Genomic DNA, 15,134 nt, shown 5'->3' on the forward strand with positions numbered 1-15,134 from the left:
AAGCCTTTCAAGTGGCACTCGACTGGCCCGCTACCATGATGCTGTACGTCATCGTGGGCACGGCAATACCAGAGATTTCGAGTCGACGACTACAACAGACGGCGGTGGATCATGCGGATGCAGCCGCGCCAGGAGATCCTCGACATCTGGCGGGCTACGGTTCGCAGTTGCTGGGCGAACGGTGAATGGCACTGGGGTGGCCGAAGTGGTAGCAACTCGATCAGCGACGCGGAGCAACTGCTGACCCTGTTGCTCCCTGCGGCCAAGGTCCCCGTGTTGTCACTGGACGACCCGGACCGCGCCGACGAAGAGGTGATCGAGGCGCTCAGCCCTATCGGCGGCGCGATCGAGATTCCCCGCCGGCTGGTCAGCGTGATGATCGACTATTTCCGGCGGTACACCGACGACGCCGGCACTCCGATCTTCAGCGGAGGCAGTTACCTCACCACTGTGGAGGGCGGCCCGGAGCTCACCGACGAGCAGCGTTCCCTGGACATCGGCGACTCGTTCGCGGTCTCGGTCACACTCACGTTGGCGACTATCGGTTTCGTCAAGGTCTACCGGGGCTCCACCCAGCGGCGCGACCTGTTGGCGCAACTGGACGAACTGGACGCGATGGCGAGCGTGCGCCTCACGGCGGCGATGGTCGGCCTGCTCCGCAGCTTCAGCACCTTCGTCTTCACCTCCACGGACGAGTACGGCATTCGTCTGTGCGACATGGTCAACCAGGACGAGCTGCCGCGCCGTGAGCTGGTGGCGGCGCTGCGCGAGCAGTTGCGGGACACGATGGCGAGCCTGCGCAGCGTGATCATCGGTTCGGGTCGGGTGACCGAGGACCTGGACAACAGCGAGATGCTGTTCGAGTGCGGCTGGTCGTGGGGGATCATCTCCGGGGCTGAGGAGGTTCCGACCACTGAGCCGATCGGCTTGCAGCGTGAGGGCTCCGCGGAGAACGCCCCGTACCTCTACTTCACTGTGATCGCGATGGACGCGATCGAGGATCTGAACTCCGAACGCACCCGGTTGCTCGGGTTGCTCAACGAGGAGCAGCAGCGGCTGTCCCGGGCGCTGCAACTGCGTTGGGAGCTCACCCGCACGTACTGGGCGACGGTGGCAACCTTCGGCAACCGGCGGCGGTGGCCCATCGAGGACATCCCCTGGCGGACGACCGACGGTGACCGGACCGACTACTACACCCTCCAGGCCACGTCGCTGGCGGTGAAGGGCCTGATCGCCGTCGGGCGCGGCGGTGACGAGGAGCTCGGGCGGATCGCCTCGGTGCTGGTGGAGCTGGCACAGCGGGCGCGGATCACCCGGCGGGCGTCGCCCGGCGAGCCGGCGCTGTTCGTGCACGCGCCAGGCAAGCGGGTGACCCTGAACGACGACACGTCAAAGCCGATCATGACGTGGAACGTGAACGAGTTCTCCACTGTGCTGCTACAGCGGGCGGCCACCGTCGCCGGTCTGTTGAGCAACGCCCGACGGCGCAGCGAACTGCTCGAGCTGGCCGACGAGGTGTGGGACCACCTGCTGCTGCGGCGCATCCCGGATGGCCGGCACCAGGGGCTGTGGGACCACGCCGGTGGTGCTTTCCCCGGCCTGGCGCCGAAGCCGGACGCACCCTCCTGGTATCTGACCGAGCGGGTGGTGCAGGCTCTGGTCACCTCCGGTCAGCTGCTGTGGGAGCGGCCGTTCCCACGAGCCGGCCGGCTGGCCGACTACGCGCAGGACCTCATTGACGAGGCCGAATACCTGTTCGACCGGGAGTTGATGCGCGGCACCTTCGACGGTGAGGCGATGCAGCGCAGCATGCGCAGCATCCGAGCCAGCCTGGGCCGCGCGCAGCTGCTGGTCGACGAGCGTCCCGGCACGGCGGCCGCACTGGTGAACACTCTTCTGTTGCTGCTCAACGACATCGCCACCGGGCAGCAGAAGGCCAGCGAGGGGATCTGAATGCTGGTCTTCGTCACGTCGCACAAGGGCGGCACCGGGCGGTCGGTGACCGCGGCGAACATCGCCTACCGCAGCGCGTTGTCCGGTCGCCCCACCTGCTACCTGGATTACGACTTCGGCTCGCCGACCGCCGGCATCACCTTCCAGATCCCGCAGGCCGTCAACGGTGTGGAGGGCGCCGGGCCCAACGGTGGCGGCCTGCACCGGTACTTGCGCGGGGAGATTCCGTCTCCGGAGCAGTTGGACGTGTGGGCCACCTCCGAACGTGCCAGTCTGCGTCAGAGGCCCATCGGGTCCGGCCCGTTGGTGCTCCTGCCGGGACAACGCAACGGTAGCGAGTTCGGTTTCACCAACGACATCGCCAAACGCTGCGCCGAGCTCTTCCTCCGCCTGGAGGAGGAGTTCGACCTGACCCTGGTGGACCTCAGCGCCGGCCGGTCGTACGCCAGCCAGATCGCGCTGGCCGCCACCGCGACCTCGACCCTGCGCAAGGTCGCCGTGCGCTGGTTGGTCTTCCACCGGTGGACTCCCCAGCACGTCACCGCAGCGGCGGACCTGGCGTTCGAGGCGGGTGGGATCGTGGCCATGGGCAAGGAGTACGGCCACGAGCCGGACAGGCTACGGGAGTCGCTGCGCTTCATCCGTACGGCGGTGATCGACTCACGTGGCCCGGAGGTCGGCCACCTCGGCCTCGCCCAGCAGGCATTCCTGCGTAAGTGCGACGCGGAGCTGTCGGAGCTGGCCCGACGCCGAGGTGTCGGGCGTACGACGCTGCTCGGCGCGGTGCCGCTTGATCCACTGCTGCAGTGGCGGGAGCAGCTCATCTCCGATCACGACGTGCAATCCAAAATTGCCAACGTCAAGACGGTGGACGCCTTCGTTGACCTGACTGAGAAGCTTTTCGACGAGACGGCATGGGACACCGCGTGATCGGCATGGATGTCAGGTTCCAGGAGGCAGCTGCGGTGCGTCGGACAGAGAGCGTGGCGTACTCGCATCTGTCCGTTGAGCTGGGGCACTTCTACGCGGAGGACTTCGGCGACGGGTGTGACGAGCTGAAACGCAAGTTCGAGCGGATCGCGGACTGGTCGGCCGCGATCCCGGCTCTGGCCCGACGAGGGCTGCCCGCGCACCGGGAGCCGCGGATCAGCACCTGCTTCATGATGGACGACTACTTCCACCGCTTCGGTACCCCCCGCGAGGTGATACCGCAGGTGCAGAGCGCCGCCGCGGAGCACGGGCTGATCCTGGACTACGTGGCCCGGGAGTCCAGCTTCGCCCGGCACGACGGCGCCGAGCTGGCCCGGTTGGTGGTCGACACACTGGTGGTCGAACCACCTCGGCACACCACCGGGAGTCGTCCACCGCTGAGCGAGTCGGGCTGGCTGTCCAACGGTAAACGGTCCCCCGGGCACGTCGACGCGCCGGCGATGACCCTGCCACGCCCGTGGACTCCGCCGTTGCAGTCCGGTGATCCCCGGCACTCCATCTTCGTCGACATCGAGCTCTGGTCCGACGAGCCGGACGCCCGGGTGTGGGCCTGCGCCCTGCTCGCCTCGGTCTGGCAGATGACCCGACTCGGCGTACTACGGCATCGGGGCGAGACGATGACGCAGCCGTGCCGGCTCGCCGGCGAGCTGCCGACGGACTGGGACGAAATGCCGGCGATCGTCCAGCTGAACCCGGCGGCCGCGCCGTTCTGCGCGTATCGCACGCTGACCCTGATGGGCACCCAGTACCTGCCGGTGGAGCTGGCCGTACGGACCATCCTCGGTCAGGTGGCGGTGCCGCCGACGGTCGCGCAGCAGGTCGCCAAACGGGCCGGCGGTGAGGGTCTGCTCCTGCCCAGCGAGTTGGTCGACCGGCTGAGCTACGTGTTCATCAGCGACTGAACGTGCTCAGCTCCCGCACGGCTCGTCGACGGCCACCCGGCCGGCCAGGTCGCGCAGCAGAGCCATGTTGCTCACGCTGATCTGATCCCGGATCCAGTTGACCGACGAGTTCCACTGACGGCTGAACCCGGGTACCTGCTCCAACTGCTCCCAGATCGGCCGCAGCCGCGGGTGCACCCGCGCGCCGGGCAGCCACAGGTGCAGCAGGTGCTCCAGCACCGGCCGCAGCCGCTCGACGTGCTCCTGCCCGGAGGCTGATCGGGTGACCGCGGACTCCACCAGCGAGGACAGCATGGTCAGCAGCCAGTCGTGCAACGCGAGATCCTCGCAGAGCCCGGCAACGGCGGCCGGCACGTCCTGCGGGTCGAGCACGAGTTCGACCGTACGCAGGGTGGGCGAGTCCACGGTCACCACCGCCGAGACGTCCCGGTCCGGACGCGCGTCGGCCTGCGCGGTCCAGCGCAGCCGTGTGCGGGCGGTGCGCAGTGGCGGGCGCCGGTCCAGCAGGTCAGACATCTGCACACCGTCGAGAACCCTGCCGGTGATCGCCTCCAGGTTCAGCACGTCGGCGTTGTTGCCGTGCAGGAAGCCCGCGCTCAGGTCGGCGACGTCCAGCTTGCCGACCGTCTCCAGGACGCCGGGGTTGGCCAGATAGTGCGACCACGGCTGGCGGCGCTTGCCGGCGACGACGTGGATGACCGAGGAGGCCTGCACCATCCGGCCGCCGGTGACGATGGCCCGGGTGACCACCGCTCCCACCCCACGTAACTGGCGTCCTCTGGCGCTCGGGAGCCAGCAGTCGACACCGGTGCGGACATCGGGTGACACCGCGTACAGCGATGGACGCCGGGAGGTCAGCACGGCCTCGCCTTCGATCAGGCTGAGCATTTCGGCGCTCTGCTCCTGGGCCAACGCCGTGCTGTGTTGCAGAAGGCTGGTGTGCACCTCACCGACAGTGAGCATGGCTTCCTCCGCAACGCTGCCACCGACTCGCGCTCATCGCGCGGTATGCGGCTCATGCTGATTGACGTACACCCCTCGCGACCGGCACCGACACGGATCCGCGTCGGACAACCGAGACTCCACGGGTGCGAGTTTCGACCGCCCGAATCCGTATCTGTTGACGGTCATCATAGGCCCGGGGTGAGCGGGAATCCCATGTACGTCGGGCATTCGGAGTGTTCGCGGGTCGGCCGGACGTGACAACTGCTGATATTTTCAATGGTGCGGTCGCCAGCCACTCCCTGGAGTTTGCCGTTCATGAAGGTCTACATTTCGGCCACACAAAAGGACCTGCTGGAATACCGCGCTGCCGTGCACGCCGTGGCTCGCCGTCTGGAGATCGACGACGTGGCCATGGAGGCGTACGGCGCCGACATCCGTCCGCCGCTGGACCGCTGCCTCGCCGACGTGCGCCGATGCGACCTCTACGTGGGCCTGTTCGCCTGGCGGTACGGGTTCCGGCCGCCCGGCCAGGAGTCCTCGATCACCGAGTTGGAATACCGGGAGGCGCTCGCGGCGGGAAAGCCATGCCTGGTCTTCCTGCTCGCGGAGGACACGCCCTGGCCGGTCGACATGATCGACCGGGACGCCGACTGGCAGCAGATCGTCGCCTTGCGCCGTGAGCTCAAGGAGCGTCACCTCTGCGCCTTCTTCTCCGGCGTGGACGACCTCACCGCCAAGGTGACCGCCGCACTGGCCGACGTACGCAGTGGCAGGTCCCCGGCGCGCGAGCCCGCCGACCCGGACACCCACCTGCCGACGGCCGTCCGCAACCAGTACTACAAGCAGTTGTCGCTGAGATACCACACCGTCTCGGTGGACGCGGTCTCACCGCGTCCCACCATCGGCTACCTCACCGTCGGGCTGCCCAAGGTGTTCGTGGAACCCCGCGTCCACGAGGACGCGCGACCGGAGATGCCCCTGGCGTGGTGGCGTTGGGCCGGGTCCACGCCGGGCGACGACGTCGGCGGGCTGCCCGGGGTGGTCAACCCGGAGGAGGTGGAGCGGCTCTGGGAGGAGTACGCGGCCAAGGACGAGCTGTCGTTGTTCGATGTGGTGTCCGACCCGGGTCGGCGCACGATCGTGCTGCTCGGCGACCCCGGCTCCGGCAAGTCCGCGGCCGCGCGGTACCTGGCGCTGACGCTGGCCGAGGTCTGCGTCGAGCCTCGACTGAGTGCGCTGGACCGGTACCTACCCGTCCTGATCGAGCTGCGCTCGTACGCCACCCATCACGGGGACGGCCGGTGCGACGGCTTGCTCGACTACGTCGGCCACCGCCACCAGCAGGGGCTGGCCGGCATCGACCAGGACGTGTTGGAGGCGTACCTGCGCCAGGGCGGTCAGGCACTGTTCCTGTTCGACGGCCTGGACGAGGTGTTCGACCCGGCGCAGCGGGAAGAGGTGGCCGCGCAGATCGCCACTTTCGCCAACGAGTACCCGGGAGTGCTGACAGTGGTCACCTCGCGGGCGGCCGGCTACCAGCGGCACACCTTTGCCAACGCAGGCTTCGACCACTTCACCCTGGAGGATCTCGACGACGAGCAGATCGCGAGGTTCCTCGGCAACTGGTACCGCTACGTGATGCCCACGCCGGCCGCGGAGGCAGAGCGGCAGCGGCGGCAGATCCTCGACGTGGTGGGCAGTTCTCGAGCGATGCGCGAGATCGCCGGCAACCCCCTGTTGCTGATGCTCATGGCGATCGTCGGCCGGGGTCACCCGCTGCCCCGCAACCGACGCCGGCTCTACGCGCACGTCACCGACGTTCTGATCTCCGAGTGGGATGTGACAAAGCAACTGCGCGAGAGCCACGGCGAGGTGCCGTCGCTGGACCTGCAGGCGAAGCGTCGGCTGCTGCGTCACCTGGCGTATTGGATGCAGTTCCGCGAGTCCGGCCCCGCCGGAAACTACATTGAGTCCGACGAACTGGCGCGCATCTTCCGGGACCACCTCGTCGCTTTCTACGGCTTCGAGAATGAGCGGGCGCTCGCCATGGCCTACTCGATGATCGACAAATTGCGGCAGCGAAGCTTCATCCTGGAACGTTACGGGCTACGACTGTTCGGGTTCGTGCACCGAGCGTTCCTGGAGTTTTTCTGTGCAGAGGAGATCGTGGACAGATGCGAGCATGATCCAACCAACTGGGGCCTCGATCGTCTGCGTTCACTGTTTCGCGAGCACTGGGCCGATCCGTCGTGGCGGGAGGTGCTTCGACTGGTCGCCAGCGCCCTCCCCGCCCAGACCGCCAACGAGCTGGTCACCCTGCTCGCCACCGAGGCCACCCAACCGTGGCCGCCGCTGAACCTGACCGGGCCGCCGTGGAACCTGGTGCTGGCGGCGCAGTGCGTGGCCGAGGCGCCGCAGCCCGCCGAACTGGCCGACGCGGGCGACGCCGTGCTGCGGCAGGTCGTGCGTCTCATCGAGCATGGCATCTCCGCGGACGACCCGAACCTGGTGGATCTCACCGAGCAGGAGCTGCTGTCCTCGATCCGGGCGCTCGGCCCGAGTTGGCCCGGCCGGGAGATTTTCCTGCACTGGTACCGCCGCCGTGGTGTCCGGACCAGTTGGCGATCTGGCTCTCCCTTCGCCACCCGGATCGCGGCGGTGCTGTCCACCGCCGAGGAGCAAATGGAAGACCTGCTCGTCCGGGAGCTGGGGCAGGGTCGCGAGCGTCAGGCCCACCTCACCCTGGTCGCCGGGCTGGCCGAGGCCGCCGGCCGCCTCGAGGCCACCGGCGGCAGCAGTCGCCGATGCCGGGACATCCTGGTCGCCCAGGCGCAGGCCGAGGTCTCCACCGCGGTACGGCAGGCCGCCGTACGCGCAGTGGTCGCCCACTTCGGCGCCGACCCCGACCTCGTGGACGTGCTGCGCGGTTTCGCCAGTTCCCCCGACCTCGCGGTGCGGGCGCTGGCCGTGCAGTCCCTCGGCACCCGGTCCGAACTCTCCGACGACGTCCGTCAGGTGTTGGCCAGAGCCACCGGGGACACCGCCGTCGCGGTGCGGCGGGCCGCCGCCGGAGTGCTCACCGCACGGTGCGCCGACCTGCCGGACGCACCCGAGACGATGCAGCGACTGCTGGCCACCGACGCCGACCCCGGCGTGGTGCAGTGCGCGCTGAAGGGTCTGCTGGTTCTGCCGGAGTACGCCGACACCGCACGAGCCACGGCGTTGCAGCGGGTCACCGGCGATTCCCCGGACGAGGTCCGACGCTGCATTCTCACCGAGCTGCTGCCCGAGCGACCCGACCCGGAGAGCACCGAGCTGCTGCTGAAGCTCGCCTGCTCGGACACGTCAGCGCGGGTCCGCGCGGTCGCCGTGCAGCGGTTGGCGCTCGTACCCGACCCCGAGGGGCGCTGCCGGGCCCGGCTGATCGATCAGATCGAGCAGGACGAGGAGTCCTCCGTGCGGGCCGCCGCGGTCACCGCTCTGATCGACCGGGACCGCGCCGACGACACGGGGTGGACCGTGGTGGCTCACTCGGCTCGCGTCGACGAGGACGCGACGGTACGCCTCGCCGCGGTGCGCGCGCTGGCCGAGGCCTACCCCGACCACCGCACCGGGGAACTACTGCTGGAGAGCGCTCGACGCGATCCGACCGCGAGCGTCCGGCTCGCCGCGGTCGACCTGCTCACCGGGCGACCGTTGTTCGGTCACGCGACCCGAGATCTGCTCATCAGCCGCGCCTCCCAGGAGCGGGACCCGATCGTCCGGCTGCGGGTCACCCGTAGCCTGGCCCGTCTCGCCGACCCACCGGACCTTGAGGTGCGGGAGTGCCTTGCCGAGCAGGTCAGTCGGGACCCCGACCCGAACGTGTTGTGCGCGGCCGCACAGGCGCTCGCCCGCCACGGCGAAGCCCCGGGCCTGATGGAGACACTGTGCCGGCGGGCACGCCGGGACAGCTACGTCGGCATCCGGTTGGCCGCCGTGCAGACCCTCTGCGCGTACGGGAGCCCGGAACTGGTGACCGACGTGCTGCTGGAATGCGTCGAGGCCGACACCGACCCGACAGTGTTCGACGCCGCCGTGCGCTGTCTGACCGAGCAGGGGTCGGCGTCCATGGCGGTGACGCTGCGACTCATGCGCCGCCTGTCGGACCAGAACCCGGCGATCCGCGCCCGCATCGCCGCCGCGCTCGGCGAGCACTTCGGCGCCGACCCGGAGGTTCAGGTGCTGCTGGTCGGGCTGGTCCGCGACGATCCGGCCCTGGAGGTTCGCCGCCGGGCCGTCGAGCAGCTGGGCGCCAGCCTGGCTGGCCGCACGGGGGTACGGGACCTGCTGCTGCGGCTGGCTGACGACGATGACTGGGAGATCCGCCGGACCGCACTGCTCGCGTTGACCCGGCATTACGACAGGGACACCCGGACCCGGGAGATGCTCGTGCGGCTCGCGTATCAGGAGGATGACGGCGCGGTTCGGCGGCTGGCCGGGCAACTGCTGGCCACGCTGGCCGACACCCGGCCCGACGACTTTCCGTGATCGATCCGGAGCCGTAGGTGTTCGTGGGTGCGCGTCGAGCGACAATCCGATCGACCTCGTCAAATACCATGAGCTCATGACGGATCCGGTCGCCGGCTCGTCCCGCCAGACCGGCTGGAGTCTGCGAGTCCTCTTCGGAGTGATCGGGCTGGCTGCTCTCGTCCTCGGCTATGTCGGCTTCGAGCGCCTGCTCCAGGCCCGACCGGACGTCGCCCACGATCCGTACGACGTGCTCTACTACGACCTGCAACTCTTCGTCTTCGGCGCCGAACCATTTCAGGACGCCGGCCCCTACCCGTGGCAGTTGCAGGTCGCCCGGTTCGCCGCACCGCTGTTCACGCTCCTCGCCGTCGCAGAGGCCAGCCGGCTGCTGCTGGCCGCCGAGAGTCGTCGCCTGCGCGCCCGGCGGGCACGTGGTCACGTCCTGGTCTGCGGGGACTCCCAGTTCGCCCGCATGCTCGCCGACCGACTCTTCGCCGATGGTGAACGTGTGGTGGTGGTGCGCTCCGAACCGTTCGGGCCGCTGGAGTACCGGCGGCGCCGGTACCTCGGCGTGGTCGGCGACCCGACCAGCCCCGAGGTGTTGCGCGGCGCCGGCCTGCCCCGAGCCCACACCATCTACGCCTGTAGCGAGGACGACGACCGCAACCACGCCATCGCCAACACCGCCAACCGGCTCATCCAGGACCGACGGCAACCACCGCGGGTCTACATCCTGGTGCACGACTCGGAGATGTGTCTGTCCCTGCAGGCCCGACGACTCGGTGCCGCCGGGTCCAGCCGGCTGCGGCTGGACTACTTCCACGTCGACGACGTCGCCGCGCGCGCGCTGAACCGGCACCACCCGCTGCCCAGCGGGGGAGACCGACCGACCAGGATCCTCATCGCGGGCACCGGCGCCTTCCGCCGGGCTCTCCTGGTGGAGACCGTCCGGCACTGGCGCGCATCCCGAGCCGACACCCCCCGGGGCCAGGCCGCGCCACCCCTGCGGGTGGACGTCGTGGCACCGGATGCCGGGACCGAGATCGCTCTTGCGTCGTCGCGGTACCCGTTCCTGGCCACCGTGTGCCAGTTGACCGCGTACGACCTGGATCTCGACGGTGTCGTCGGTCTCGGCCGCGACCGCTACGACCGCATCTACGTCTGCGCACCGGACGAGATCAATGGCCTGCGGTTCGTGCTGGACACGCCCGCCCTGTGGCAGGGCGCCGAGAGTGCCGTGTTCGTGCCGGTCTACCGGCAGGCGGCGCTCGCCGCGGCCTTCCACGGCGACTCCCGACACGACCTGCTCGACGAGGTGCACGGCAAGCTCCGCCTCTACCCGGTGCTCACCCACGCCTGCGATGCCCGGCTGATCGCCGAGGACCTCACCGAGCGGCTGGCCCGGCTGATCCACGAGCGCTACGTCCAGGCCCAGCAACGCGCCGGGGTACGACTCGGCGCTGCCCCGGCGATGGTGAACTGGTCACGACTACCCGAGTCGTTGCGGCGGGCCAACCGGGCCCATGTGCAGGACATCGCCGCCAAACTGTTGGACCTCGGTTGCGTCGTGGCCCCCCGCCACGGTGGCACCGGTGACGCCTCGGCCGCCGGGCAGGCCATCGACGACAGGATCGAGGAACTCGCCCGCCTGGAGCACGACCGGTGGTGCCGGGAACGGCGCGGGGACGGCTGGACGTACGGTGATCCGCGCGATGACGTTCAGCGGCGGCATCCCGCCCTGCGGCCGTGGGAGGAGCTGCCGTCCGACGTGCAGGAGCAGAATCGTGAGGGGATCCGGGCACTGCCCGATGTGCTGTCCGACAACGGGTTCGAGCTGATCCGGCTGGCACCTCCGGTGCCCGCGCAGCGCAGAGGCCCGAGGGATGCCGCCTGACCTCGGCCCGGTCCGCGTCGGCGTGACCGGGCACATCAACCTGACCCGCGACACCGAACTGCTCGTCGCCGACGCGCTCCGCGTCGAGTTGGGCCGGATCAGCGACCGGCCCGTGCACGGCGTGACCTGCCTGGCGGCCGGTGCGGACCAGGTCTTCGCGCGTGTGATCCTCGATCTGGGCGGCACCTACGAGGTGATCCTGCCGGCCCGCGACTACCGGGTCGCGGTGATCAGGCCGGAAAATCGGCTGGCCTTCGACGATCTGCTCGACCGGGCGGCGGCGGTCGTCCACACCGGTCACGACCGCTCGGACACCGCCGCCTACGTGGTTGCCAACCGTGAGCTGGTCCGACGGGTGCAACGACTCGTGGCGGTGTGGGACGGCAAACCTGGCCGCCACCCGGCGTCGACGGATCGGACCATCGACTGGGCGCGGCACCACGGCGTCCCGACCACGATCCTCTGGCCCGTCGGTGCCCGCCGAACGCCCATCGACGACTGACGGCCGGTCCTGCCGCCGGGCCCGACGAGCGGCAGCGCGGAAAACGACGGATACTCGCGTGATGACTGGACCCGATCTCGACCCGGAACAGTATCCGCCCATCGATCCGCGCGAACCGGTGCCCGACGACCCGGGGGTCCTTCTGCCCGGCGCGCCTGACGAATTGCCAGAAGCCCCGGCCGAACCGATGCCGGACGACGGTGGAAACGCCGGTGGTGTGCGCGAGCCGGCATAGACCGGTCCGTCGTGTCCGATCCCGCGCGGATCCGGTTCATCGGGGGTTAGGGGTCAGGCGGACTGCCGGTGGCGGCCGAGTGACAGCAGCAGGCCGGCGGCGGCCAGCGCGATTCCGGCGGCGGTGGTGTATGCGGGGAGTTGAGCGGGGATCCCGAGGTGGACGGTGATGCCGAGGATGCGGGACAGGCCCCAGGGCAGCAGCGTGAGCTGGTCGTTCCACACCGTCAGCGCGCGTTCCAGGCCCACTACCGAGACCAGGGCGGACAGCACGCCGAGGGGCACACCCGCAGCGGTGAGGGTCAGCCCGACGGCGCTTCGGCGACGCAGGTCGTACCGGTCGCGCAGGACCACGGCGACGGCTACGAGCAGCCAGCAGAACGCCGCGAACGCGACGGTGACGTACGCCGCGCGCAGACCCGGCATGGTCCAGAACGCGAACCAGTAACCGCCCGGTCCGCGTCCGGCGAGCGCCGCCAGCAGGAGCACGCTGCGCAGCAGCGCGACGCCGCCGACCACGGCCCACAGGTGGAACGGATCCCGCCGGCCGACGACGAGGCGCACGACGAGGGCGAACAGCGCCCACCCGCCGAGGGTGACCAGCAGGTGCGCCGGCGCGGCGAACCAGGTCAACACGAGCCGGCTCGCCACCAGCACCAGGGCCGGGACCAGCCACACCAACACCCGGTCCGCCCGCGTCATGGGCGTCGGCAGCGCGGCGACCCGCCACGGCCGGAGCGCGCCGAGCAGCAACCCGCGCGCGGCGGCCCCGCCGAACCCGCGCGCGTACAGGCCGAGTAGCACCAACAGCAGGATCGATCCGAGCATCGCTCGGGCCGCCCAGGCCATCGCCGGGTCTCGGTCGGCGCGTCGCGCCCCGAGGTCGGCGGCGGTGAAGTTGTACGCGGGCAGGTCCAGGTCGGCGGCGTAGCGCTGCCGGTGCGTGTCGCGCGCGTCGTGGTACGCCGCTGCGGCCAGCCGCCAGTCGTGGCGGGCGGCCGGGGCACCCGTGTCCAGCCACTGCGCGTGCCGCAGCACCATGGTCCGGTATGCGCTCAGCGTCTCGAACAGGTTGACCTGGTAGTCGAGAGTCGCGGTGAAGCGGCCGCGCAGTTCGGCATCCCGCCAGGTCGCCGGTTCGGTAGCGGCGACCAGGTCGCGCATGCGCCGGGCCAGCGCGACGGCCTGCGTGCCCTCCTCGATCGCCTCGTCGACGCGGCCGCCGGTCACCGCGTAGATGCTGTCCAGCGCGGCGGAGTCGCCGGTCGGGATGTCCCACTCGAAAATCCACATCATGGGCGGCGGTTCCAGCCCGAGCGCCCGCACCGACCGGTCGGCGTACGGGCCGATGTAGAGGCCCTTGGTGACCGCCTGCCGGGACAGAGCCATGGCCTGCCCGATCGCGGCGACGGTTTCCGGGTCGCCGGAGAACGTGCGGTACGCCCAGTCGGCAGTGACCTGCGCCGGGTCGGCGTACGGATCCCAGGCGAGTCGGCCGACGGCGTACGTGTTGAGGTCGTAGAGCTGCCAGAACCCCGCGCGCAGGTACAGCGACATGGGTCCGGCGCGCAACGGCCCGCCGTCCTGGGTCCAGTTCCAGACACCCTCGACGTTCGGGTTGGCCGCAAGGAATGCACGCAGCGCCTGGCTGTGCAGCGGGCCAAGGTCGTTGGGCAGCGACCCGAACGCCTCGAACTCGCGCCGGGCCTGGAACTCCACGATGCGGCGGTGCCCGCCGCCCAGCAGCGTGGTGTTCAGGGGTAGGTGGCTGTAGAAGTCGCCCAGGGTGTACTTGGTGGACACGACGAGATGCGGATCGTCGAGCCCGCCGAGCACCTTCGCGTACGACGCCGGGTTGGTGTGCAGGTCGCCGACGGCGCCGACGCCCACCGTCCAGGTGCGGAAGATGATCTCCTTGCCGGCCGGGCCCGCGGTGTCCAGCAGCGCCCGCAGCATCGCGCGTACGGACGTTTCCGTGGTGACCGCGAGCCGTGACGAATAGTCCCAGCCGGTCCCGGCGTACACCTCGCCGCCCTCGCCGACGCGGACCATCAGGCCGTCGACGAACGGCATGCTCTCGAACAGCTCGGCCAGGCCGGCCTGGTAGACCGACCACAGCCGAGGGTCGGCCACGTCGAGGCCGCCGGCCGTGCGCGTCAGGTATGCCTCCAGCGGTGGCGACACCGCGAGCATGTCGGTCAGCAGAAAGACCCGCATTCCCATGTCCTCGGCGTACCGGAAGACGGGGCCGAAGGCCGCGACCATCGCCCGCGCGCGGTCGACGTGTGGGTCGCCGGTCGGATAGACGGCGCGCCCGTCGCCGACCTTCGCGAACGTGACGTACTCCAGGAAGCCGGGTACGACGATGCCGTTGAACCCCTGCGCCACCGAGTGATCGACGAACTGCCGGAACTGCGTGTCGATGCGGGCCACGGCGCCGGCGTCCACCCACGGCGCGCCAGGCAGCACCGCCGACCCGACCACGTCGGTGTTCAGGCCGTAGTCGTCGCCGGCGGCGAAGTCGGTCGGGTCGGGCTCGCGTCCGACTGAACCCGCGTCGGTCAGCCGAAGGCCGAGCCGGGGGATGACCACCCGACCCGCGTCCGACGCGGGGAGCGCTTCGGCACCGGAGCGGATCCGGTCGGCCAGCCGGTACAACCCGGCTGCCACGCCCGCGACGTCGCCGCCCTGGACGGCCAGTTCGGCGCCGTGCACGTCGAGCCGGTACGACTCGGGCGTTCCGGCGAGGGTGGCCAGCACGCCCGCCCGCAGCGTCCTCACCGCCGACAGGTCCAGCGCCGTGCCGGTGCCCGGCGCGGCCGTTGCTGACCTGGCCGGGCTCGACGTGGCCGACACGAGCACGGGTCGGGGCAGGCCGCGGAGAACGACCGCGTCGGCGACGGCGGTTGCGGCCTTCTGGACGCGCGGCTCGTCGGGCACGACGAGGGACGCCAACGGCGGGATCGGTGCGGGCGTCCGCGCCGGCGCGGCGACAGCGTCCTCACGGGGCACGGAGGCGGGGGAGTGGCTCAGCCCCAGCGTGTCGCCGACTCCCCACGCCGTGGCCGCGCCGAGCGCCAACAGGACCGCCGCGGCGACGAGCAGCGGGTACGGCCTGCGGACCTGGGCAACGTGAGCCACGCTCGCATGGTAGTGGTCGCACCGGCCTCCGTCCGCCCTCGGCCAGCGCGGATGGCAGTTA

General features: G+C 70.2%; 9 protein-coding genes. 7 read left to right on the plus strand and 2 right to left on the minus strand.

Annotated elements, in window-relative coordinates; translation table 11 throughout:
- Positions 1-111 precede the first annotated feature (111 nt).
- Genes AB0B68_RS11295 through AB0B68_RS11305 form a run of 3 tightly spaced genes read left to right on the plus strand, consistent with a single transcriptional unit; the run spans position 112 to position 3,845 of the window.
- The gene (locus tag AB0B68_RS11295) at positions 112-1,953 is read left to right on the plus strand and encodes an SCO2524 family protein (protein WP_357259447.1); all 1,842 of its coding nucleotides are present in this window, start codon (positions 112-114) and stop codon (positions 1,951-1,953) included.
- The gene (locus AB0B68_RS11300; RefSeq protein ID WP_357196665.1) at positions 1,954-2,883 is read left to right on the plus strand and encodes an SCO2523 family variant P-loop protein; all 930 of its coding nucleotides are present in this window, start codon (positions 1,954-1,956) and stop codon (positions 2,881-2,883) included. It begins immediately after the preceding gene.
- 5 nt (positions 2,884-2,888) lie between these two features.
- The gene (locus AB0B68_RS11305; RefSeq protein ID WP_357259596.1) at positions 2,889-3,845 is read left to right on the plus strand and encodes an SCO2522 family protein; all 957 of its coding nucleotides are present in this window, start codon (positions 2,889-2,891) and stop codon (positions 3,843-3,845) included.
- A 6-nt stretch (positions 3,846-3,851) separates the two neighbouring features.
- Here the strand turns inward: AB0B68_RS11305 and AB0B68_RS11310 are convergent, their stop codons facing one another.
- On the minus strand, positions 3,852-4,808 hold the full coding sequence (locus tag AB0B68_RS11310; protein WP_357196660.1) for an SCO2521 family protein: 957 nt from the start codon (positions 4,806-4,808) through the stop codon (positions 3,852-3,854).
- A gap of 297 nt (positions 4,809-5,105) precedes the next feature.
- Between AB0B68_RS11310 and AB0B68_RS11315 the strand changes: the two genes are divergently transcribed.
- From AB0B68_RS11315 to AB0B68_RS11330, 4 genes are all read left to right on the plus strand, one after another.
- Positions 5,106-9,320: a HEAT repeat domain-containing protein gene (locus tag AB0B68_RS11315; RefSeq protein WP_357196657.1), complete on the plus strand. Its 4,215-nt coding sequence runs from the start codon at positions 5,106-5,108 to the stop codon at positions 9,318-9,320.
- Positions 9,321-9,396: 76 nt separating this feature from the next.
- Positions 9,397-11,196 (plus strand): RyR domain-containing protein, encoded by a 1,800-nt coding sequence (locus tag AB0B68_RS11320; protein ID WP_357259451.1) that lies wholly within the window; start codon positions 9,397-9,399, stop codon positions 11,194-11,196.
- Positions 11,186-11,698, plus strand: coding sequence for a hypothetical protein (locus AB0B68_RS11325; RefSeq protein WP_357259454.1), 513 nt, complete (start codon positions 11,186-11,188; stop codon positions 11,696-11,698). The genes AB0B68_RS11320 and AB0B68_RS11325 overlap by 11 nt, the downstream gene beginning before the upstream one ends.
- A gap of 61 nt (positions 11,699-11,759) precedes the next feature.
- Positions 11,760-11,933 (plus strand): hypothetical protein, encoded by a 174-nt coding sequence (locus AB0B68_RS11330; protein ID WP_357259457.1) that lies wholly within the window; start codon positions 11,760-11,762, stop codon positions 11,931-11,933.
- A 53-nt stretch (positions 11,934-11,986) separates the two neighbouring features.
- Here AB0B68_RS11330 and AB0B68_RS11335 read toward each other — a convergent pair whose 3' ends face one another.
- On the minus strand, positions 11,987-15,073 hold the full coding sequence (locus tag AB0B68_RS11335; RefSeq protein ID WP_357259460.1) for a hypothetical protein: 3,087 nt from the start codon (positions 15,071-15,073) through the stop codon (positions 11,987-11,989).
- Positions 15,074-15,134: the final 61 nt, after the last annotated feature.

The organism is Micromonospora sp. NPDC049049 (assembly GCF_040649115.1).
Taxonomy (GTDB): domain Bacteria; phylum Actinomycetota; class Actinomycetes; order Mycobacteriales; family Micromonosporaceae; genus Micromonospora.